The sequence below is a fragment of the Arthrobacter sp. fls2-241-R2A-172 genome, assembly GCF_030208885.1.
GTDB lineage: Bacteria > Actinomycetota > Actinomycetes > Actinomycetales > Micrococcaceae > Arthrobacter.
In genome coordinates, this window is sequence record NZ_JARVTB010000002.1 from 15,757 (window position 1) to 37,327 (window position 21,571).

The following is a 21,571-nucleotide window of genomic DNA, read 5'->3' on the forward strand; positions in this document are numbered from 1 at the left end:
CGTCAATAAATGGCAGAATGTAAGCAGTATTCATCCTGAGGAGATTTCACATGAGCAAAACCACAGTGTCCGCACACCAAGCTGAATCCAAGATGGCGAGCCACGCTGACGCCATCGGCCACGGTAATAGCCCGGCTGCCTGGACCTGCGTGATTGTGATGCTGGTTGGTGCCCTGGTTTCCTCCATCGCTTTCGTGATTGCCAGCACCCCGATCTTCCTCGGCGGCCTGGTCGTCATGGTCATTGGCCTCATCGTGGGCCTGGTAATGCGCCGCGCGGGCTATGGAGTTGGTGGCAGCAAGCTGCAGAACAACGGCCACTAACCGTGACCGTTCTTGATGACATCATTGTTGGCGTCAAGGAGGACATGGACGGCCGTCGCCGTCACGTATCCCTTGTGGAGCTGAAGGAACGTGCTGCCGACGCAGCTCCGGCACGTGACGCGTGGGCTGCCCTCGGCGGTACCTCATCTGTTCGCAACGACCTCAAAGTCATCGCTGAAATCAAGCGCCGCAGCCCTTCAAAAGGCGATCTTGCGCCCATTGCGGACCCGGCGTCCCTCGCGGTCCAGTATGCCGACGGCGGAGCTTCCGTTATCAGCGTCCTGACCGAACAGCGCCGCTTCGGCGGTTCGCTGGCCGACCTCGATTCCGTGCGTGCCGCCGTCGGGACACCCTTGCTGCGCAAGGACTTTACCGTTGACGAGTACCAGATTTGGGAAGCCCGTGCCCATGGCGCCGACCTCATCCTGCTCATCGTTGCAGCCCTGTCCGACTCCGAACTCGCAGAGTTCAGTGCGTTGAGCCACGAGCTTGGCATGAACGTGCTGGTGGAAACGCACACCGAGGAAGAAATTGAGCGTGCTGTTGCGGCACAGGCCAGGATTATTGGCATCAACGTCCGCAACCTTAAGACGCTCGACGTCGACCGCTCGGTTTTCGGATCGCTGGCCGGTCTGATTCCGGCTGAGTCCGTCATTGTCGCCGAGTCAGGTGTCAGAGGCGCCGATGACGTATCGCACTACGCAGCGGGTGGAGCCAACGCCATCCTGGTGGGGGAGGCGCTGGTCAGCGACTCCACGCCGCGCGAACGCATTACTGAATTCAAGGCAGCGGGAGCTGCCGCCATCGCCGTCAGGAACTGAGGCAGTCACTGAATCACGGCGAACAGTCATAGGGCAGCCCGGGCATGTGCCTGCGGCTGCCTTGTGGCAAGTAGAACTACCCAATGAACTAACTGGAACAGGACGGTGAGACTGATGGTCGACGCGCCAACAGCCGGCTCAGAAGAGAATGTGGCTGACGCATTCCTGCAAGGTGGCCCTTCGCTGCGCAACGCATCGGGGCCCTACTTTGGCAGCTACGGCGGACGCTGGATGCCCGAGTCTCTCATCGCCGCCCTCGATGAAGTCCAGGACACCTTTGAGAAGGCCAAGGCTGATCCCGACTTCATCGCGGAGCTGAAGGACCTCAACAAGAACTACTCCGGCCGCCCGTCGCTGCTGACCGAGGCCAAGCGCTTCTCCGAGCATGCAGGCGGCGCGCGGATCTTCCTGAAGCGCGAGGACCTCAACCACACGGGCTCCCACAAGATCAACAACGTCCTGGGCCAGGCCCTGCTTGCCAAGCGCATGGGCAAGACCCGTGTCATCGCAGAGACGGGTGCCGGACAGCACGGCGTAGCCAGCGCTACAGCCGCGGCCCTGCTGGGACTTGAATGCGTTGTGTACATGGGGGCTGAGGACTGCCGCCGCCAGGCACTCAATGTGGCCCGCATGCAGTTGCTCGGAGCCACTGTGGTGCCCGTGACCAACGGATCCCAGACGCTGAAGGACGCCATCAATGACGCCCTCCGTGACTGGGTTTCGAACGTGGAACACACCCACTACTTGCTGGGTACCGCTGCCGGTGCGCACCCTTTCCCTGCCATGGTCCGCTATTTCCATGAAGTCATCGGTGAAGAGGCCCGCAGCCAGATCCTTGAGCAGACCGGCAAGCTGCCGGATGCCATTGCTGCCTGTATCGGCGGCGGCTCCAATGCGATCGGCTTGTTCCACGCTTTCCTGGATGACTCATCCGTGAAGATCTATGGCTTTGAAGCAGGCGGAGAAGGTGTCGAAACCGGCCGTCACGCGGCTGCCATCTCCCTGGGACGTCCCGGCGTGCTGCACGGTGCCCGGTCCTACCTCATGCAGGACGAGGACGGCCAGACCATCGAGTCCCACTCCATCTCGGCGGGCCTGGATTACCCCAGCGTGGGTCCGGAGCACTCTTACCTTGCTGACATCGGGCGTGTTACCTACGAAGCCATCACCGACACCGAAGCCATGGACGCGTTCAGCCTTCTGTGCCGGACCGAAGGCATCATCCCTGCCATTGAGTCCTCGCATGCCTTGGCTGGCGCCATCAAGATTGGGCACCGGCTCACCGAGGGCAAGGACAACCCGTCCGAGGTGACCGTGATCGTCAACCTTTCCGGCCGTGGTGACAAGGACGTGGAGACCGCCGCTGCCTGGTTCAACATGTTGGACGAGGAAGGGCATGTCAAGGGCACCACCCTGTCCACACGTAAGCCGAAGGGGCCCAGCGAACGGGCCGCCGAAGCTGATGCGGACGGAAACGAGGACCAGAAGTAATGACTGAACAATTCGCCAGCAAATCGGCTGAAGCCATTGACCGCGCCAAAGCTGAGGGCCGTGCGGCCTTGGTAGGCTACCTCCCGGCGGGCTACCCGACCGTGCAGGAGAGCATTGAGGCCGGCATCGCCCTGGCCCGCAACGGCGCCGACCTGATCGAAATCGGCATCCCTTACTCTGATCCCGTGATGGACGGCCCGGTCATCCAGGCCGCCACCACCGAGGCGATTTCCAACGGATTCCGTGTAGCCAACGTCTTCGACGTCGTGGCCGGCATTACCGCTGCCACCGATGCGGCCGTCCTGGTGATGACGTACTGGAACCCCGTCATGCGCATGGGCGTAGATGAATTCTCGCGTCGCCTGGCGGAAGCCGGGGGAGCGGGGCTTATCACGCCGGACCTCGTCCCGGACGAGGCTCATGAGTGGTTCGAAGCCTCCGACAAGTACGGCCTCGACCGGGTGTTCCTTGTGGCACCTTCATCCACGCCGGAACGCCTGGACATGACTGTCAAGGCAAGCCGGGGCTTTGTCTACGCTGTCTCGATCATGGGTGTCACCGGAACGCGCACCTCGGTCAGCAGCAGTGCCGAGGACGTGGTGGCCCGGGCCCACGCCGCCGGAGCCGAGCGGGTCTGCGTTGGTCTCGGAGTCTCCAATCCGGATCACGTACGCGAGATCGCCGCCTACGCGGACGGTGTGATCGTCGGTACCGCGTTGGTGGCGGCACTGCGCGACGGCGGAGTTGACGCCGTCGGGCAACTTACCAAGAACCTCAGCGCCGGCCTGGGCCGCGCGGCTGCAGAAGCCTAGGAAAAGGAAACAGCGAACCGAATGCAGACCGTCCTCCACGCAGCGGCAATGGTCCCCCTGAGTATCCCGAGCCCTTCGTGGTCCGGATTCGACATTCCGCTGCCGTGGGGGACGCTGCGTATCCACGCGTACGCCCTGTGCATCCTTGCGGGCATCATCGTTGGCCTCTGGCTGACGTCGGTGCGCTGGAAGCGGCGGGGTGCTCCGGAGGGAAGCCTGTGGGATATTGCCATCTGGGCGATCCCCTTCGGTATCATCGGTGGCCGCCTCTACCATGTGTTCTCGTCGCCGGATGCGTACTTCGGCCCTGGTTTTGACGGCACGGGCGACCTTTCCTTGATTCCGCAGATCCAACGGGGCGGTTTGGGGATCTGGGGTGCCGTGATTCTCGGTGTTGTGGGTGCTTGGATCGGCTGCCGTCGCGCCGGGGTGAAACTCACGGCCTTCCTGGACGCTGCAGCTCCCGGTCTCCTCCTGGCCCAGGCCATCGGCCGCCTGGGCAACTGGTTTAACCAGGAGCTCTTCGGGGCCCCGACCACGCTCCCGTGGGGTCTCCAGATTGATCCCGCAAACGCCAACTTCCCGGCTGGCATGCCTGCGGACACCCTGTTCCACCCAACATTCCTCTACGAACTGCTGTGGAACCTCGCCGGCGTCGGCATCCTGCTGCTCCTCGACAAGAAGTTCCAATTCCGCTGGGGCCGCCTGTTCTGGCTATACGCCGTCTACTACACCCTCGGCCGGGTGTGGATCGAAGCCCTCCGGATTGACGATGCCGAACAGATCACCCTCTTTGGCATTACCACCAGGCTCAATGTCTGGACCAGTATTTTTGTCTTCATCGCGGCGCTGCTGATCTTCGTCGCCCTCGGACGACGGGGTCGTCCGGTGCCGGACTCGCCGTATTTGAAGGGCCGGGAGCCGGAAAAAAGCGTCGAAAAGGAACCGGCCGCGGTGACGAGCGTCACCAGTCATGATGTGGACGCATCTGTCTCAGATACTGGTTCGCGTGATAATCTCCGTGATAACCAAAGCGATCCGGGCCACGTTGACGAGCCGCAGGATGCTGCAGGGCACGCCGCTAAGGACACCACGTCCGCCGCGGATGCGACACCTGCCGCAACTGCCGTAAGGAAGGCCCCCGGATCCTCGCCGAAGGCAGACGACACCAAGTAGTCGCCGTCGGCACAGGGGCAACAGAGTCACCGCTCGTAGGGCCCAGTCCACAGCGTCGTGGCACCCCGGAAACCGGACCGCAGCATACCGATGTTCGCTGGTCAAGCCGGGGCCAGTGGTCTGCGTAACTGTTCGTTGCGCTGGATCGGCTGGCCTACAATTCCAAGTACTAGCGCTTTGTTATGCCCGTCACAGGGTAGGCAAGGTGGGGCCAACGTTGTCCCTTCCATACGCACGATCTCGAGGAAGGACGTCTCCCATGACCCATCTTCATAACCCCGGTTGGTCCGAAAATATCGAACCTCAGGGTGCCATGTCTCCGTTCAAGCGCTTTGCTGCGCTCCCGGAGGCCCAGGGTCTTTACAACCCTGACAAGGAGAAGGACGCCTGCGGCCTGGCAATTATTGCCACGCTCCGCGGGGAACCGGGATACGACATCGTGGAAGCGGCACTGACCGCCCTCCGCAATCTCGAACACCGCGGCGCTGTTGGCGCCGATGAAGGCACCGGAGACGGCGCCGGACTGCTCATGCAGGTCCCGGACGAGTTCTTCCGGGCAGTTGCAGAATTCGAGCTGCCCGCCTCCGGCCAATACGTGGTGGGCACCGCTTTCCTCCCCGCTGAATCACGCGAAGCCGACAACGCGAAGGCCGGAATCGAAGCACTTGCCGCTGACGAGGGCCTGACGGTTCTCGGCTGGCGCGAGGTTCCCGTGGTCGCCGACCTCGTCGGTGCCATGGCTCGTGCGTGCATGCCGTACTTCTCACAACCGTTCTTCGCCTCTGCCAACGGTGAACAGCTCGATCACAATGAGCTGGACTCCCGTGCCTGGCGTATCCGTAAGCGGGCGCAGAACAAGTTCGGCGTCTACTTCCCCTCGCTGTCCTCGCGCACCATCGTTTACAAGGGCATGCTCACCACCGCGCAACTTGAGCCGTTCTACCCGGACCTTTCGGACAAGCGCTTCAAGACCAAGCTTGCGATCGTGCACTCGCGCTTCTCCACCAACACGTTCCCTTCGTGGCCTTTGGCGCAGCCGTTCCGCACCATCGCCCACAACGGCGAAATCAACACGGTCAAGGGCAACCGCAACTGGATGCGTGCCCGCCAGTCACAGCTGGCCAGCCCCCTGTTGGGCTCCGTGCCTGAAGAGCTGTACCCGATCTGTACCCCGGGCGCCTCGGACTCGGCCTCCTTCGACGAAGTGGCTGAGCTCCTTTGGCTTTCCGGCCGCCCCATCACGCACTCGATCATGATGATGATCCCGGAGGCCTGGGAGAACCACGCCACCATGGATCCGGCCCGCCGTGCTTTCTACGAGTACCACTCCCTGCTCATGGAGCCGTGGGACGGTCCGGCAGCTGTGTCGTTCACCGACGGCAGCCTGGTCGGCGCCACTCTGGACCGCAACGGGCTGCGCCCGGGACGTTACTGGATCACCGAAGATGGCTTGGTCATCTTCGCTTCCGAGGTTGGCGTGATCGAGGTTGAGCCTTCCAACGTGGTCAAGAAGGGCCGCGTTGCTCCCGGCAAGATGTTCCTGGTGGACACCGAGGCCGGCCGCATCATCGACGACGCCGAGGTCAAGGCGGAAGTTGCTGCGGCCAATCCGTGGGCCGAGTGGCTCAAGGACAACTTGATCGACATCAACGAGCTCCCCGAGCGCGAGCACGTGCTCCACACTGCAGCGTCGGTGAACATCCGCCAGCGCACGTTCGGCTACACCACCGAAGAGCTCAAGATCCTGCTTGGTCCGATGGCCCGCACTGGTGCCGAGCCGCTTGGCGCCATGGGTTCGGACACGCCCGTCGCCGTGCTCTCCAAGCGACCGCGGCTGTTGTTCGACTACTTTGTGCAGTCGTTCGCCCAGGTCACCAACCCGCCGCTGGACGCCATCCGCGAGGAACTGGTCACCTCACTGAAGTGTGCCATCGGCCCGAACGGCAACCTGTTGGATGGCAAGCAGGTCCGCCAGCCGCAGATTTCGCTGCCGTTCCCGGTGATCAATAACGATCAGCTCGCCAAGATCGCCAACATTGAAACGCCCGACGGCGACCGCATCGCCATGAAGGTCCGCGGCCTGTACCGCCCCGAGGGCGGGGAAGCGGCCCTGCGTGCCCGCCTGACCGAAATCTGCGAGCAGGTTTCCGGTGCGATCAACCGCGGCGTGCAGTACGTCGTGCTGTCCGACCGTGACTCGAACGCCCAGTGGGCGCCGATTCCGTCGCTGCTCCTTGTCAGCGCTGTCCACCACCACCTGCTTCGCAGCGCCAACCGCACCAAGACCGCCCTGGTGGTCGAGGCCGGCGACGTCCGCGAGACGCACCACGTGGCTGTGCTGATCGGCTACGGCGCGTCGGCTGTGAACCCGTACCTGGCCATGGAATCGGTGGAACAGCTGATCTCCAACGGCGACGTCGTTGGCGTCACGCCTGAAGACGGCGTCTACAACCTCATCAAGGGCCTCGGCAAGGGTGTCCTGAAGATCATGTCCAAGATGGGCATCTCCACCGTGGCGTCCTACACGGGTGCACAAACCTTTGAGGCCCTGGGCTTGTCCCAGGAACTGGTGGATGAGTTCTTCTCCGGCACGCACTCCCAGCTCGGTGGTGTTGGCCTGGACGTTATCGCCGCCGAAGTTTCGGCACGCCACCAGATGGCGTACCCGGAGGGCGGCATCGAGCACCCGCACCAGCCGCTGCTTGGTGGTGGCGAGTACCAGTGGCGCCGCGACGGCGAACCGCACCTCTTCAACCCGGAGACGGTGTTCCGCCTGCAGCACGCAACCCGCGAACGCCGCTACGACATTTTCAAGTCCTACACCAAGGGCATCGATGACCAATCCGAGAACCTGATGACCCTGCGCGGTCTCCTCAAGTTCAAGGACGGTGTCCGCCCGGCTGTTCCGCTCGAGGAAGTCGAGCCCGTCTCCAGCATCGTCAAGCGTTTCTCCACCGGGGCCATGAGCTACGGCTCCATCTCCAAGGAAGCGCACGAGACCCTGGCCATCGCCATGAACCGTCTGGGCGGTAAGTCCAACACGGGTGAAGGCGGCGAGGACGTTGACCGCCTGCTCGATCCGGAACGTCGTTCGGCGATCAAGCAGATCGCATCCGGCCGTTTCGGCGTGACCAGCCTCTACCTGACCAACGCCGAGGACATCCAGATCAAGATGGCCCAAGGCGCCAAGCCCGGCGAAGGTGGCCAGCTGATGGCACAGAAGGTCTACCCCTGGGTAGCCCGGACCCGTCACTCCACGCCCGGCGTGGGGCTCATTTCCCCGCCCCCGCACCACGACATCTACTCGATCGAAGACCTCGCGCAGCTCATCTACGATGCCAAGCGCGCGAATCCTTCGGCCCGTGTACACGTGAAGCTTGTCTCGGAAGTCGGGATCGGCACGGTGGCGTCCGGCGTCACCAAGGCGAAGGCCGACGTCGTGCTTGTTTCAGGTCACGACGGCGGTACGGGCGCCTCACCGCTGAACTCGCTCAAGCACGCGGGTGTGCCGTGGGAACTCGGCCTGGCCGAGACCCAGCAGACCCTCATGCTCAACGGTCTCCGTGATCGCGTAGTGGTCCAGGTCGATGGCCAGCTCAAGACCGGGCGCGACGTCGTCATTGCTGCCCTTCTGGGTGGCGAGGAGTACGGCTTCGCAACCGCTCCGCTGGTGGTTTCGGGCTGCATCATGATGCGCGTCTGCCACCTCGATACCTGCCCGGTGGGCGTTGCCACGCAGAACCCCGAGCTTCGCTCCAGGTTCAACGGCAAGCCCGAGTTCGTAGTCAACTTCTTCGAGTTCCTCGCAGAAGAAGTCCGCGAAATCCTCGCCGAGCTCGGTTTCCGCAGCCTTGAAGAGGCAATCGGCCACGCCGAGGTCCTGGATACCCGGGAAGCGATCAACCACTGGAAGGCCGAAGGACTGGACCTGGATCCGATCCTGCACGGCCTCGAGTTCGACGACGACGTGCCGCTGCGCAACATGACCGGCCAGAACCATGAGCTGGACAAGCACTTTGACCAGCGACTGATCACCATGGCCCAGGAGGCGCTCAGCGACCGCATGCCCGTCAAGATCACCTTGGACGTCATCAACACGGACCGTTCCGTGGGTACGATGCTCGGCCACGTAGTGACCAAGACCTTCGGCGTCGATGTGCTGGCAACGGACACGATCGACATCACGCTCAACGGCACCGCGGGCCAGTCCCTCGGCGCGTTCCTGCCCGCCGGAATCACGCTGCGCATGTTCGGCGATTCCAATGACTACGTTGGCAAGGGCCTTTCGGGTGGACGCATCATCGTCCGTCCGGACCGCACCAACGTGTTCCAGGCTGAGCGCAACGTCATTGCCGGCAACGTCATCGGCTACGGTGCCACCAGCGGCGAAATGTTCCTGCGTGGCCAGGTGGGCGAACGCTTCCTGGTCCGCAACTCCGGCGCGACCGCCGTCGTCGAGGGTATTGGCGACCACGGTTGCGAGTACATGACCGGTGGCCAGACGCTGATCATAGGCCGCACCGGCCGTAACTTCGGTGCCGGCATGTCCGGTGGTACCGCCTACGTGCTGGACCTCCAGCCCGAGCGCGTCAACAAGTTGGCCCTCGACACCGGCGAACTCCAACTCCTGGAGCTCGACGCCGAGGACCGCGACATTGTCCACGGCCTGCTCACCAAGCACGTCGAGGAAACTGAATCCGTCCTGGCCGGCCGTCTGCTCGAGAACTTCGACGACACCGCCGCCCGCATCACCAAAGTACTGCCGCGCGACTACGCCGCAGTCCTGCAGACCCGTCTCGACGCCATTGAAGAGGGCCTTGACCCCGATGGCGAAGAAGTATGGTCCCGAATCCTGGAGGTAACCGGTGGCTGATCCACGCGGATTTCTGAAAGTCCGGCAGCGCGAAACGCAGCCACGCCGTCCCGTTCCCGTCCGCATCATGGACTGGAAAGAAGTGTACGAGGCCCAGGAAAAGGGTGTCCTGAAGAGCCAGGCCGGCCGTTGCATGGATTGCGGCGTTCCGTTCTGCCACCAGGGCTGCCCCTTGGGTAACCTCATTCCCGAGTGGAACGACCTCGTGTGGCGTGACAAGGGTGAAGAAGCGATTGAGCGCCTCCACGCCACGAACAACTTCCCGGAGTTCACGGGCCGCCTGTGTCCGGCGCCCTGCGAGGCCTCGTGCGTGCTGGGGATCAACCAGCCCGCCGTCACCATCAAGCAGGTTGAGGTCTCGATCATCGACCAGGCCTTTGAGAACGACTGGGTCCAGCCGCTTCCGCCGACACGCCTCACCGGCAAGACGGTGGCCGTTGTTGGTTCCGGTCCCGCGGGCCTGGCAGTCGCGCAGCAGCTGACGCGGGTGGGCCACACCGTTGCCGTTTACGAGCGCGATGACAAAATCGGTGGCCTGCTCCGCTACGGAATTCCCGACTTCAAGATGGAGAAGGAACAGGTTGACCGCCGCCTGGAGCAGATGAAGGCAGAGGGAACCCGTTTCCGTACCGGAGTCGCAGTTGGCACCGATGTCACCTGGGAGCAGCTGCGCCGCCGTTACGACGCGGTGGTTGTTGCGACCGGCGCGACCGTTCCTCGGGATCTTCCCATCCCCGGCCGTGACCTTGACGGCGTGCACTTCGCCATGGACTACCTCGTCCCGTCGAACCGTGCGGTTGCGGGGGAGACCCCCGAGAACCACATTGACGCACGCGGCAAGCACGTGGTGATCCTCGGTGGTGGCGACACTGGTGCTGACTGCATCGGTACCGCCCACCGCCACCAGGCGGCATCGGTGACCACGCTCGCGATCGGCAAGCAGCCGCCGTCGGAACGTGCCAGCCACCAGCCTTGGCCAACATTCCCCACCCTTTTCGAGGTCGCCAGCGCCCACGAAGAGGGCGGCGAACGTACTTACCTTGCATCCACCGTTGAATTTGTCGGAGAAAACGGCAAACTCACCGGCGTCAAGGTTGCAGAAACCGAGTTCGTGGACGGCAAACGCCTGCCCAAGGCCGGTACTGAGCGGGTTATTCCTGCTGATCTTGTTTTCTTGAGCCTTGGCTTTACCGGTGCTGAGCCGGCAGGGATCACGGAACAGGTCAGCGCAGAGTTCGACGGTCGGGGCAACGTTGCCCGCGACGGCTACTACATGACGAACACAGAAGGTGTGTTCGTCGCCGGCGATGCCGGACGTGGCCAGTCACTGATTGTGTGGGCCATTGCGGAAGGCCGTGCATGCGCGGCCGCTGTGGACAAGTTCCTGATGGGAAGCACCATTCTCCCGGCACCGGTCGCCCCCACCGACCGGGCGATAGCGGTCTTATAGCGCCGGCAGGAACGTTTCTTTTACTCAATCAGCATGAACTACTTAGGGTAGGTATATGAGACGCGCGAAAATTGTGGCAACTTTCGGCCCGGCTATCTCCAGCTTCGACAACACCCTCGCGGTGCTGGAAGCCGGCGTTGACGTTGCCCGCATGAACATGAGCCACGGCGACTACTCCGTTCACGACAACACCTACGAAAACGTCCGCAAGGCTGCGGCGCAGCTGCACAAGCCCGTGGCCATCATGGCCGACCTCCAGGGACCCAAGATCCGTCTGGGTCGCTTTGTTGATGGCCCCCACGAGCTGGCCGTCGGTGACACCTTCACCATCACCACCGAAGATGTTCCCGGCACCAAGGACATCTGCTCCACCACGCTCAAGAGCCTCACCGAGGACGTCAACGTAGGCGACGCCCTCCTCATCGACGACGGCAAGGTGGCGCTGCGCGCCATCGAGGTTGACGACGTCAAGGTCGTCACCACCGTTACCGTTGGCGGCAAGGTCTCCAACAACAAGGGCATCAACCTTCCCGGTGTTGCGGTCAACGTTCCCGCGCTGAGCGAAAAGGACGAGGATGACCTCCGTTGGGCACTCAAGCGCGGCGCGGACCTGATCGCACTCTCGTTCGTGCGTGATGCTTCGGACATCACCCGCGTCCACGAGATCATGGACGAAGAAGGCCGCCGCGTGCCGGTGATCGCCAAGATCGAAAAGCCGCAGGCCGTGGACCAGCTCCACGAAATCATCGACGCCTTCGATGCCATCATGGTTGCCCGCGGAGACCTCGGCGTCGAGCTGCCGCTCGAAGAGGTGCCGATCGTCCAGAAGCGCGCCATCGAACTGGCACGCCGTTGGGCCAAGCCGGTCATCGTGGCCACCCAGGTCCTCGAATCAATGATCGACAACCCGCGCCCGACGCGCGCCGAGGCTTCCGACTGCGCCAACGCAGTTCTCGACGGCGCCGACGCAGTGATGCTCTCCGGTGAAACTTCCGTGGGCCAGTACCCCATCGAAACCGTCAAGGTCATGGCCCGGATCATCGAGTCCACCGAAGTTCACGGCCTCGAGCGCGTCCCCCCGCTGGGCACCAAGCCCAAGACCCGCGGTGGCGCCATCACCCGTGCCGCCGTCGAAATCGCCGACCAGCTGGACGCAAAGTACATCTGTACTTTCACCCAGTCCGGTGACTCGGCACGCCGCCTCTCGCGCCTTCGCCCGGTCAAGCCGGTCTTCGCGTTCACACCCGTTGAGCACGTCTGGAACCAGCTCGCCCTCACGTGGGGCATCCAGCCGGTGTTGGTCCCGTCCGTGGGGCACACCGACGAGATGACCGCACAGGTGGACAAGAGCCTGCTGGAAATGGAGCTCGTTGACGAAGGCGACCTGGTTGTCATCGCGGCAGGTTCCCCTCCAGGACAGGCCGGTTCCACCAACTCGTTGAAGGTCCACAAGGTAGGCGACCTCGCTGACACGTCCAAGACCGACGAAGGTTCACGCAAGGAACCCGTTGGCCCGTGGCCCGAAAAGAAGTCCAAAGCCAAGGCATAGTTCCTCGGTTGTGAAAGTGGGCCCCGCCGTTTGGCGGGGCCCACTTTTGTTTTGCTTTTGGCGAATACGACGGCGGCCGCCCACCTCGCGTGAGGTGAGCGGCCGACGTCGTTGTTTTGCTGCTGGTGTGGCGCTAGTTGACCTGGTTGATGATGGTTTCGGCAACCTCACGCATGCTGAGGCGACGGTCCATGGAGGTCTTCTGGATCCAACGGAAAGCTTCCGGCTCCGTCAGGCCCATCTTGGTGGTCAAGAGGCTCTTGGCGCGCTCTACAAGCTTGCGCGTGGCGAACTGCTCCTGGAGGTCGGATACCTCGTTCTCAAGCGCCTTGATCTCCTCATGGCGGCTCAAGGCAATCTCGATGGCGGGGATGAGGTCCGCGGGGGAGAACGGCTTCACGACGTACGCCATGGCACCGGCGTCGCGTGCACGCTCCACCAGTTCCTTCTGGCTGAAAGCCGTCAGCAACACCACAGGGGCGATGCGTGCCTTGACGATCTTCTCGGCAGCCGAGATGCCGTCCATCACGGGCATCTTGACGTCCATGAGGACCAAGTCAGGCTTGAGCTCCTCAGCCAACTGCACGGCCTTCTCGCCGTTGTCTGCCTCGCCGACGACGTCGTACCCTTCGCCCTTCAGGATCTCGATAATGTCCAAGCGGATGAGGGTCTCATCCTCGGCTACGACAACGCGGCGGGCCGGCTGGCTTGTGGACGTGGACTCCGTCTGTTCGGTCACGGGATCTCCTTGAAAAGGTTCGGCGGGTTCATGTCCATCTTAGTGTGGACTCTTTGATGGCTGGTTTTTGTTGCATCAGCGCGCCCGGTTCTTTGAATCAGCCTATCTGCATGTATAGTAATTTCGCGTGCTGGGAAAGGATCGCGTTGCTCACAGAGATGGGAGCGGTCAGCGAGATTTAACTTCCCGGTAATCCGCGCCCGAGTGGCGGAATTGGCAGACGCGCTGCACTCAAAATGCAGTATCGAAAGGTGTGTGGGTTCGAGTCCCACCTCGGGCACGGCATACCCCCTCGTCAGAGGGGGTTCTGCTTTAGCGTGTGTACATTCTGGTGGTCAGGTCCAGGGCCGTGGCTGGTTGGCCCTCCGCTTGCTCTGAACTGGAGGTAGGGTCCTCTCTTGGTGCGTTCGGTAGGACGTGGTTGGCCTTACACCTCTTCATGGATGTGAGGGCTGAGTGCGACATGACTTCGAGGAACTGCGCAGATCCCGCCTGGATCCGGCTCTCTTTTGGCGTGAGCAGACCGGGGCTGCATTGTCAGGGTAAAGCGGGTGGGGACAAGGCCCGATAGAGCCCGGCTACGCAGCAGACCTGAAGGTCCCGTCTCAAACCGAAGACACTCGGCGGAAGCACCACATAGCCGAGTGTCTTCGGGCCCCGGCGTCTTGGCCGGCGGGAAAGGCCGGCCCTCTGAGGAGCAGCTGTATCTACTTCCCGCCCGGTTGGTGCGGGAAGACCAGCAGCGTGCTTGTGGCAGTGGCGAGGAGTTTTCCGTCGGCGGTGCTGAGGCGTCCTTCGGTGAAGATTGCCCGCGGGCCTGCTTTGACAACTGACCCCTCCGCGCGCAGCGCACCCTTTTGAAGCGTGATGGGCCGCAGGTACTTGACCGCCAGATCGATAGAGGTGTACCCGATCCCTGCATCCAAGGTGGTGTGTGCCGCGCAGCCGAGCACCGTGTCCAGGAGCGTGCATGCCAGGCCGCCGTGCACCATTCCGAGCGGGTTGTAATGCGCTTCGCCCGGCCAGCACTGGAACTCGACGTGTCCGAAGCTCGCGTCGACGAGATCGAATTTCATGAGTGAAGCGATCGGCGGCGGCGCAATGCTGCCGTCGCGGAGACCGGAAAAGTAGTCCATACCCGACAGCCGTGGCAGCTTTTCGAGCGCGATTGCCGGATCAATCCACGTGAATGTTTCAGAGCGTTGTGCCGAGGCGTCGGTTGTCACAGGTTTCTCCTTTGGGCTCTCATGACTTCCCGTTTTGCTGCGGTCATACTGGGGTGCTGGCTGCCAATGCGGGGTACAGATCCGAGATCGGCCCAGATAGGCCGAGCTTCACCCCTGCGCTGATTTCGTCCACGATGACCTCGTAGTCACCCTGTTCAAGCCCATCGAAGGACTTCCGTGCGGCTTCCTCGGCCGAGGTCTTCGGGGCATTGACGCCCTTGGCCAGGGCTGTGTCCATGTAGCCGACGTGAACACCCGTGACCTGCGTGCCTTGGGGCGCCAATTCCTGGCGGAAGGAGTTAGTCGCGGACCACAGCCCGGCCTTTGACGCACTGTAGGCGCCAGTGAGGGCGATCCAGCTGAGCACCGAGTGAATGTTGAGTACCGCTGAAGTCCCGCTGGCAGCGAGGACCGGTGCGAATGCCCTGGTCAAGGCAACCGGCCCGAAGAAGTTTGTCTCCATGATTTCGCGGAACTTCTCGTCGGAGAGAGTCAGGAACGTGTCCGATTCGACGCTGATGCCGGCGTTGTTGATCAGAACGGTGACGTCCTGGGCCTGAGTGACTGCGGTCCGGATCGAGTCAGGGTTGGTGACATCGAGGGCGAGGGGGACGACTCGGGAGTCGCTCCACTCCTGCGGTCGGCGGGCCGTTGCATAAACCTTCGCGGCACCCCGGGCGAGGGCCTGTTCCACGAGCTCGCGGCCCAAACCTCCATTCGCGCCGGTAACGAGGACGACGGCGCCAGCTAGCAATGACATGGATTCTCCTGAACTCAGATTGGAGGCGACGCGGTCGTCGCGACCTCAGGACATCAGAGTAACGGAGTAAGTTGGATTTTCCAACCTACTTGTATACTTGAGGAAGATAACGAAAGCAGGTGACATGTGAACCGTTCGATCGACAAGGAACTTGATGGGCCCAGGGCGTGTTTTATCGCGGCGGGGCTCGACGTTCTGGGGGAGCGGTGGGCGCTCCTGGCGCTCCGCGAAATGTCCCTGGGCGTACACCGGTTCGATCAGATCGCGCGGAATACCGGGGCGTCCCGTGACATACTTACGGGCCGGCTGCGCACTCTCGAAAGCCGCGGCGTGATTGAGCGCGTCCAGTACTCCGAACACCCCCCGCGCTACGAATACCACCTCACAACTTCCGGGGCCGAAGTAGCCCCCATCCTCATCGCACTCGCAGCATGGAGCAGTGCGTGGATGCGCGACGAGACTCCCCGTGCTTCCTACCAGCACAGTTGCGGTGCCGACCTGCAACCAGTGGTGTCATGTGCGGTGTGCGGTGAGGAATTCGCCCAAGGAAGCCTGATGCTCGGGCCGCTTGTGTCAGCGGCCGGTGCGGAGTCGGCGTCCGAGGACTAAAAACAGACAGGCAAGAGGACGACGGCGGTACCTCCCGCCGTCGTCCTCTTGCCCTTTTGAGCCTGAACCAACTATCTAGCCTGCTGCCTTTGCAGCGCCCGCCCCAGTCGTGCAGCCGCTTCCTCAAGCTTTGCGGCGGGAACGTCACCGTACGCCGGGCTCAGATGCCGATCAGCGTCAGTGCACACATGCAATGAGCGCCTATGCAAGGTCAGCAGCTGGCTGCATGGACAGTGAAAAACTGCGAGTGCAGCCCCCTGTGAAGGGCGGACGCGCAGGCGGTAGGGACCGAAGTCCGGGACAACCCGCTTGGCAGCCCCCGAGCTGTTGGCGCCGCCAAACAACGAAGCTGAATTGATCTAACCGAACAGGGTTTGCTCGAGCTCAGGCTCGAACTCGTCATGGTGTCCGTGACAAGCCGTCAGTGCTCGAGACGGACGACGAAGTGTGGTGATCAATCCTCGGAACCATGCGTACGGCACGCTAAGTGCCTCGTCCTGCTTCTGTAAGGAATTTAAAGGCGCTCCACGGCCTCGAAACCAATCGGCAGTCCTGTCGATGCCGGGCTGCGAACGATGGCTGACGCTGCTGTCCCGCACGGAACACAGCCTGTCCGTCACAAGAAAGGCATGCCAATTCCTGACGGGTTGCTCTCTGCTCTTCCGGAAGTAGCCCGGCAAATTCTGTTGCGGTCCATTCCTTGCCATCCAATATGCTTTTTGCCATATACAAGGTGCCTCCTCGTGTATTGCTGACTGAAGTTCGAACGGCCATCAAGAAGCTCCGCCGCCGGCCACCTTGCGACCGCCGGTATGCAGCGAGCCCGTGTCAGTCACCAGCCTGGGCGGGATAAGTTTCGGTACCTCATTGCGTGCAATCTTTGATATGGAGACGATTCGGCCGTCTGAATGTCAGGGCCGCAGGTAGCCCCTGCGGCCCTGACTGGCCTTCAGGTCTGTTATTTCGAGCTGGGTCGTCCGGGGATATGGCTAAGAATGGACTTGGAGAAGCCGCCATCGACGCAGATATCTTGACCGGTGACATAGCCGGATAGTGGGCTTACGAGAAATTAGATCACGTTGGCGATATCCGTCGGATCTCCTATTCTTGCGAGCGGGATAATTTCCTCCCGTGCCTTCTTGATTTTGGGAACTTCATACATTTTTTCGGTCATCCGGGTATGGGTCATGCCGGGGGAGACCACGTTGACGCGGATGCCGTCGGGTGCCCATTCCAATGCCAGTGTCTGGGCCAACATTGTCAGCGCGGCCTTGCTTGGGCTGTAAGCGCCGGATCCCGCGTGCGGTTGTTGACCGGACATGGACGAGGTGAAGCAGGCGGCGCCGTGGCTGTCCTTCAGGTGCTGGTAGCTTGCTTTGGCGAGAAGCCATGGGCCGCGCAGGTTGACGGAGAACATGGCGTCCCAGTCTTCAAGGGAGACGTCGCATATGGGTCCGGGGTTGGCGATCCCGGCGTTGGCTACCAACGCGTCCAGGCCACCGAATTCTGCAACTGCAGCTTTGACCAGCTGGCTGGGCACATTGGGGTCGCCGAGATCACCTGCCAGTGCGATGGCAGTGCCTCCCATAGCCTGGATTGAACGAACGACCTGCTCTTGGCTGCTGTTTGGTTCGTGTCCGCAGACAGCAATCATTGGCTGCTCACCGCGCGCAAGGGCTGCCTCCGCGAGTCTCATGGATGCTGCTGCGCCGATTCCGCTGCTTCCGCCACTGACCAAAGCCCTCATTACACAAACTCCTCTTTCAAGGTTGTTTCGCATTGAAAATTAGACCTCAACAATGCTGGTTTCTTCCATGCTCGAATAAATTCTTGGTGGGTCCCGGTTGCCGGCGTGAGGGACTAACTCTCCAGTTCCCATCCGTGGTTCTTGAGGTCCTGCATTGCTTTCGCAAATTCGTGGACAGGATTGTCTTCACGGATGATCTCCAGCACGACATTCCCGACGCCGCACGTGTCCTTGACGGCGTCGCCCAGCCCATCCCAGTCGATGACCCCCGTGCCGATGGGGTCGTGACCCCAAGTGTCCACACCGGTGTCGGAAATGTGCACCAGTCCGATGGCCTGGTGATGCTCCCGCAGACTAGCGACGGGATCTTCTCCGATGTAAGCGGCGTTGGCGACGTCGTAGACGATCTTGACAGAATCGTCGTTGATCGTGTTGACGATACCTGCCAAGTCCTGAATCGTGGGAGTGAAGCAGTACGGGGTGTTTTCGAAGAGCAATCGTGTGCCAGCCTGCTTGGCCACCGGGATGAGACTTTCCAGGCTTTCATACATCCATCCGTGGACGCTTTCGAGCGAGGGCGAGATCATCGGACGGCGGGTGCCGGGGGAGATTACAACCTCGTTTACGTCCCAAGCGGCCGCCAAGTCAATGACCGAGTTGATGTGATCAATACTCTTGCGGCGCATGCTGGCCCCGGGGCTGGCCAGGTTGATGTCGTATCCGCCAGCGTTCAGGGAACGTATTTTCGCACCGTTCTGGCTGAGCCTGTCTTGGATTGCCGTGCGTTCGGAGGTTGGTAACTCATCCGGCCAGCAGTGCGGAGAACTGACTGGAACCTCGAACGTTTTGAAGCCGTTGTCGACAAGCTCGGCTATCGCGTCGATCGCCGTAGCTGACCAAAGGTATGAAAACGTATTGACAATCATGCTGTTCACGTACGAGAAGTCCTCTCAGTTCCGCGCCATGGAGAGAGAAGCTTCCCTTCATAACGCACCATAAATTTTGAGCTGCCGCGGAGCTGCGGCCTGGCTGCCGCAGCTCCGCGCCGACCGTCTATTTGGAGTGCCGGGAGACGTCGACCATCGAGGTCGTGTCCGAAACCAACTTTTCGCCTGCGAGTACCTCAGGGTCTGCGAGTGCCACGGTGGAACGGTCACCGCGGTTGCCGGTCTCCGGCAGCGTGAAGTACACGGCGAGGCACAATGCGACGACGACGATCATGTAGACCGCGACGAGCATCGGCTGGCCAGCTCCGACAAATGCTGCAGCGATCAGAGGTGCGGTTCCACCAAAGACAGCAATCACGATCTGATGCGCGAATCCGATGCCTGATACCCGGACGGAGGCCGGGAACAGTTCGGCCTGGATGGTCGGGTAGACCGACTGCCAGATGCCGAGAACTACCCACCCGGAGGCCGATACCAGGACGTATACCCAGAAGCCCGGCTGGTTGAGGAGCAATAGCAAGGGGTAGAACAGAACGATCATGCCGATGGCGCCGATGATGGGGAAGATTTTGCGCCGGCCGAGTCGATCAGAGAGCGCGCCGCACGTCGGCACGATAATCACCAGGAGGACGAGCCCGATAACGCTTCCGGCAAGTGTGGACGAGAGGTCCCGGCCGCTGGTGATTTTGGCGTACGTGGGAAGGAAGGTGGCCCAGGTGTAGTAGGCGACAGCCGGCGCCGACAGTGCAGCTGCCTGAAGCAGTGCCTTCGGGTGTTCACGAAGCAGGTCCATGAGTCGCGCTGCAGCGGACTTCTGGTCCACAAGTGCTTCTGCCTCGAATTCGGGCGTTTCTTCAGACCGGGCCCTCAGGATCAGGCCGACAATGCCGAGGATGCCGCCCACAACGAAGGGGATGCGCCATCCCCATGCGGCGAGATCGGCGGTGGAGAATGCTGACGTCACCATTGCTGCGGCGCCCGTAGCTGCCAGGGTTGCAAGGCCGCTTGCCATGTTGGTGAAGGAACCGAACAGGCCTCGCCTGTTCGCTGGAGCGTGTTCGACCATGAATGCGATGGCACTTTGGCCCTCGCTGCCGGCCGAAATACCCTGGATGATGCGGGCCACCAGGAAGAGGACGGGTGCCGCGTAGCCGATGCTCGCGAATGATGGTGTGAGGCCGATGATGAGTGAGCCGAGCGCCATCCCGGTGACGGAAAGAGTCAGGATGAGCCGCCGTCCAAAACGATCAGCCAGTGGCGAGATGATGACGCCACTGAGAGGCCTTACCACAAAGCCAACGGCATATGTCAGGAGCGCTGCGATCAAGGAGGCGAACGCGGAGTCGCTGGGGAATATCTGCGACGAGAATACCGCTGCGAGCAGGCCGTAGATGTACCAGTCGTACCACTCGACGAAGTGGCCGATCGTGCCAGCGACCAAGTTCAGGGTGCGGCGAGGATGTTTGGACGTTTCGGGACGCCCCGAAGTGTCGGGACTGCCGACTGCTTCTTTTGAGGTCTTCATTGAACTCTCCATGTTTTCACGTATAGCGCTGTGGTTATAGTGCTGGATCTGGGCACCTGGTGTGTGGGGCGGGCCGCCTTTAGATGCGTCCGACCGTTGACGAGCTGCCAGGGGAGGCGGCCGGTGCGGGGCGGGCGGCGCTGCTTGCCAATAAGCGAAGAAAGCTTTCACAAACCTCCAGGCCCGAATGAGATCGGTTGCTGAGATCGGTTGCATTCAACAATACGGATGGAATGTGATCTTTGTCAATGCACAATAGCGACGTTTCGTCCCACGCCAACGCCACTCAAGGCCCGTCGCGAGGCTGCATCAGTCGAGGGAAAGTGGTGCCTCGTTGTCGACGTCTTGAAACTGCACACCTGACCAGGTGCATTCGAGGCGGCCGTACGTGGCCCAGTAGTCATCCCAGTGTGCGAGCTTCCAGTTGTCGCGCTCCAATGCGCGCCGGGTGAGTCGCGAACGCAGGACGTCTTGGGGCACCCGAACTCGTATCACGGTGATCTCGGGAGAGGGCCAGTGGAAGTCATTTACCGCACGGGTCAGGTAGCCCGGATCGTCAAAATAGGCCCCGAAGGGGGCGTCGAGGACTACGGAGCGGCCGAGGCGCAGGTTTACTCCTGCCACATCCATGAGGGTCTCGTACTCAAGGGGCAGCAGATTGGCACGATAGTAATCGTTTGACTCGCGGTCGGTCGGGTCATGACCCGTGGCGGTCAGCGCGAATTCGACGAAGCGGCCGCTCACCCGGTCCTTGTCCAGGTAAGCCGCTTGATGCTTCTCGGCCGTTTGTTGAGCGATGGTTGTTTTCCCTGAGCCGGCTGGCCCAATGACGATGAAGACCTGGGGAGACATTATCCGCGGGCCTCTGCTACTGCTGCGAGGAAGGCCCGGGCTGCTTCGGTGACGCGGGTGAAGTCCCCGTCAGGCTGCCATGCCTTGGTAACGTAACTGCCCACGCCGACGCCCGCCACGCCTGCGGCGAACCACTCGCCAACATTTTCCAGTGTGACGCCACCTGCAGGCATGATCGGCAGGTGCGCCAGAGGTGCCAGCACTGCCTTTGCGTAGGCCACTCCGCCGGCCTCGGTGGGGAAGAGCTTGAGGATGTCAGCGCCTGCCTCGGCGGACTCAACGAATTCCGTGGGTGTGAAGGCTCCGCTGATGGTTGGCACCTGATAGCGGTTCGCGGTCCGGATCATCGCAGGGTTCAACTGGGGACTGACGAGGAACTCGGCGCCAGCGCGGATGCACTCGTATGCGGAGTGCTCGTCAAGAACCGTTCCCGCACCAACCGCCACTCCACTTGGTCCATGCTTTGCGGCCAGGCGCCGGATCACCTCAACGGCCCCGGGAATCGACAGGGTAATCTCCAGTGCCCGGAAGCCCCCCTCGATGGCAGCCTCCGCGACCTTCTCGGCAACCTCGGCGCTCTCAAGTCGCACGATGAGGACAGCCCCGGACTCGTCGATGGTCTGCAGGGTACGAAGTTTCTTATTCATGATGGCCTCTCTCTGGCCGGGTGA

Annotated in this window: 17 protein-coding genes and 1 tRNA gene; 10 read left to right on the plus strand and 8 right to left on the minus strand. The window is 62.0% G+C overall.

The features are described from left to right. Nucleotides 1–50: 50 nt before the first annotated feature. The 8 genes from QRM57_RS02970 to pyk all read left to right on the plus strand — a co-directional run bounded on the left by QRM57_RS02970 (nucleotide 51) and on the right by pyk (nucleotide 12,495). Entirely contained in the window at nucleotides 51–323 is a 273-nt protein-coding gene (locus QRM57_RS02970; protein WP_284985547.1) for an HGxxPAAW family protein, read from the plus strand. Nucleotides 324–325: 2 nt separating this feature from the next. After that, a complete protein-coding gene (gene trpC, locus QRM57_RS02975; protein WP_257368330.1) occupies nucleotides 326–1,144 on the plus strand; it encodes an indole-3-glycerol phosphate synthase TrpC in 819 nt (272 codons plus the stop codon). Between the two features lie 114 nt (nucleotides 1,145–1,258). After that, the gene (gene trpB / locus QRM57_RS02980) at nucleotides 1,259–2,635 is read left to right on the plus strand and encodes a tryptophan synthase subunit beta (protein WP_235520538.1); all 1,377 of its coding nucleotides are present in this window, start codon (nucleotides 1,259–1,261) and stop codon (nucleotides 2,633–2,635) included. Continuing rightward, nucleotides 2,635–3,447, plus strand: coding sequence for a tryptophan synthase subunit alpha (trpA, locus tag QRM57_RS02985; RefSeq protein ID WP_235520539.1), 813 nt, complete (start codon nucleotides 2,635–2,637; stop codon nucleotides 3,445–3,447). Before trpB ends, trpA begins: the two co-directional genes overlap by 1 nt. Before the next feature lie 21 nt (nucleotides 3,448–3,468). Further along, nucleotides 3,469–4,623, plus strand: a complete 1,155-nt coding sequence (gene lgt, locus QRM57_RS02990; RefSeq protein ID WP_284985548.1) for a prolipoprotein diacylglyceryl transferase — start codon at nucleotides 3,469–3,471, stop codon at nucleotides 4,621–4,623. Between the two features lie 259 nt (nucleotides 4,624–4,882). Beyond that, a complete protein-coding gene (gene gltB / locus QRM57_RS02995; RefSeq protein ID WP_284985549.1) occupies nucleotides 4,883–9,496 on the plus strand; it encodes a glutamate synthase large subunit in 4,614 nt (1,537 codons plus the stop codon). Continuing rightward, nucleotides 9,489–10,946 carry a glutamate synthase subunit beta gene (locus tag QRM57_RS03000; protein ID WP_257368327.1) on the plus strand — a complete coding sequence of 486 codons (1,458 nt, stop codon included), beginning with the start codon at nucleotides 9,489–9,491 and terminating at the stop codon, nucleotides 10,944–10,946. Before gltB ends, QRM57_RS03000 begins: the two co-directional genes overlap by 8 nt. Nucleotides 10,947–11,001: 55 nt before the next feature. Next, nucleotides 11,002–12,495, plus strand: a complete 1,494-nt coding sequence (gene pyk / locus QRM57_RS03005) for a pyruvate kinase (protein ID WP_284985550.1) — start codon at nucleotides 11,002–11,004, stop codon at nucleotides 12,493–12,495. Nucleotides 12,496–12,628: 133 nt separating this feature from the next. On the opposite strand, the gene QRM57_RS03010 is transcribed toward pyk, so the two are convergent. Next, complete coding sequence (locus tag QRM57_RS03010) at nucleotides 12,629–13,234, minus strand: ANTAR domain-containing response regulator (protein ID WP_141282080.1); 606 nt, start codon at nucleotides 13,232–13,234, stop codon at nucleotides 12,629–12,631. Between the two features lie 198 nt (nucleotides 13,235–13,432). On the opposite strand from QRM57_RS03010, the gene QRM57_RS03015 reads away from it, so the two are divergent. Beyond that, nucleotides 13,433–13,514, plus strand: a tRNA-Leu gene (locus tag QRM57_RS03015). Between the two features lie 427 nt (nucleotides 13,515–13,941). Here the strand turns inward: QRM57_RS03015 and QRM57_RS03020 are convergent. Together QRM57_RS03020 and QRM57_RS03025 are read right to left on the minus strand one after the other, a co-directional pair. Continuing rightward, nucleotides 13,942–14,460, minus strand: coding sequence for a PaaI family thioesterase (locus tag QRM57_RS03020; protein WP_284985551.1), 519 nt, complete (start codon nucleotides 14,458–14,460; stop codon nucleotides 13,942–13,944). Nucleotides 14,461–14,503: 43 nt separating this feature from the next. Then, nucleotides 14,504–15,220, minus strand: a complete 717-nt coding sequence (locus QRM57_RS03025) for an SDR family oxidoreductase (RefSeq protein WP_284985552.1) — start codon at nucleotides 15,218–15,220, stop codon at nucleotides 14,504–14,506. Between the two features lie 126 nt (nucleotides 15,221–15,346). Here QRM57_RS03025 and QRM57_RS03030 point away from each other — a divergent pair, with 126 nt between their 5' ends. Next, nucleotides 15,347–15,829 (plus strand): winged helix-turn-helix transcriptional regulator, encoded by a 483-nt coding sequence (locus QRM57_RS03030; RefSeq protein WP_284985553.1) that lies wholly within the window; start codon nucleotides 15,347–15,349, stop codon nucleotides 15,827–15,829. A gap of 1,069 nt (nucleotides 15,830–16,898) precedes the next feature. On the opposite strand, the gene QRM57_RS03035 is transcribed toward QRM57_RS03030, so the two are convergent. From QRM57_RS03035 to QRM57_RS03055, 5 genes are all read right to left on the minus strand, one after another. Then, on the minus strand, nucleotides 16,899–17,576 hold the full coding sequence (locus tag QRM57_RS03035; RefSeq protein ID WP_284985554.1) for an SDR family NAD(P)-dependent oxidoreductase: 678 nt from the start codon (nucleotides 17,574–17,576) through the stop codon (nucleotides 16,899–16,901). A gap of 113 nt (nucleotides 17,577–17,689) precedes the next feature. Further along, a complete protein-coding gene (locus tag QRM57_RS03040) occupies nucleotides 17,690–18,502 on the minus strand; it encodes a sugar phosphate isomerase/epimerase family protein (protein ID WP_284985844.1) in 813 nt (270 codons plus the stop codon). Nucleotides 18,503–18,629: 127 nt separating this feature from the next. Further along, nucleotides 18,630–20,048 (minus strand): MFS transporter, encoded by a 1,419-nt coding sequence (locus QRM57_RS03045; protein WP_284985555.1) that lies wholly within the window; start codon nucleotides 20,046–20,048, stop codon nucleotides 18,630–18,632. 309 nt (nucleotides 20,049–20,357) lie between these two features. After that, nucleotides 20,358–20,900: a P-loop nucleotide/nucleoside kinase family protein gene (locus QRM57_RS03050; RefSeq protein ID WP_284985556.1), complete on the minus strand. Its 543-nt coding sequence runs from the start codon at nucleotides 20,898–20,900 to the stop codon at nucleotides 20,358–20,360. Continuing rightward, the gene (locus QRM57_RS03055) at nucleotides 20,900–21,547 is read right to left on the minus strand and encodes a bifunctional 4-hydroxy-2-oxoglutarate aldolase/2-dehydro-3-deoxy-phosphogluconate aldolase (protein WP_018778619.1); all 648 of its coding nucleotides are present in this window, start codon (nucleotides 21,545–21,547) and stop codon (nucleotides 20,900–20,902) included. The genes QRM57_RS03050 and QRM57_RS03055 overlap by 1 nt, the downstream gene beginning before the upstream one ends. Nucleotides 21,548–21,571: the final 24 nt, after the last annotated feature.

What these genes read in the sequence shown, in the direction of transcription:
- QRM57_RS02970 (WP_284985547.1), top strand. Translation starts at nt 51, where the DNA reads ATGAGCAAAACCACAGTGTCCGCACACCAAGCTGAATCCAAGATGGCG.
- trpB (WP_235520538.1), top strand. Translation starts at nt 1,259, where the DNA reads ATGGTCGACGCGCCAACAGCCGGCTCAGAAGAGAATGTGGCTGACGCA.
- trpA (WP_235520539.1), top strand. Translation starts at nt 2,635, where the DNA reads ATGACTGAACAATTCGCCAGCAAATCGGCTGAAGCCATTGACCGCGCC.
- lgt (WP_284985548.1), top strand. Translation starts at nt 3,469, where the DNA reads ATGCAGACCGTCCTCCACGCAGCGGCAATGGTCCCCCTGAGTATCCCG.
- gltB (WP_284985549.1), top strand. Translation starts at nt 4,883, where the DNA reads ATGACCCATCTTCATAACCCCGGTTGGTCCGAAAATATCGAACCTCAG.
- pyk (WP_284985550.1), top strand. Translation starts at nt 11,002, where the DNA reads ATGAGACGCGCGAAAATTGTGGCAACTTTCGGCCCGGCTATCTCCAGC.
- QRM57_RS03025 (WP_284985552.1), bottom strand. Translation starts at nt 15,220, where the DNA reads ATGTCATTGCTAGCTGGCGCCGTCGTCCTCGTTACCGGCGCGAATGGA.
- QRM57_RS03035 (WP_284985554.1), bottom strand. Translation starts at nt 17,576, where the DNA reads ATGAGGGCTTTGGTCAGTGGCGGAAGCAGCGGAATCGGCGCAGCAGCA.
- QRM57_RS03040 (WP_284985844.1), bottom strand. Translation starts at nt 18,502, where the DNA reads ATGATTGTCAATACGTTTTCATACCTTTGGTCAGCTACGGCGATCGAC.
- QRM57_RS03045 (WP_284985555.1), bottom strand. Translation starts at nt 20,048, where the DNA reads ATGAAGACCTCAAAAGAAGCAGTCGGCAGTCCCGACACTTCGGGGCGT.
- QRM57_RS03050 (WP_284985556.1), bottom strand. Translation starts at nt 20,900, where the DNA reads ATGTCTCCCCAGGTCTTCATCGTCATTGGGCCAGCCGGCTCAGGGAAA.
- QRM57_RS03055 (WP_018778619.1), bottom strand. Translation starts at nt 21,547, where the DNA reads ATGAATAAGAAACTTCGTACCCTGCAGACCATCGACGAGTCCGGGGCT.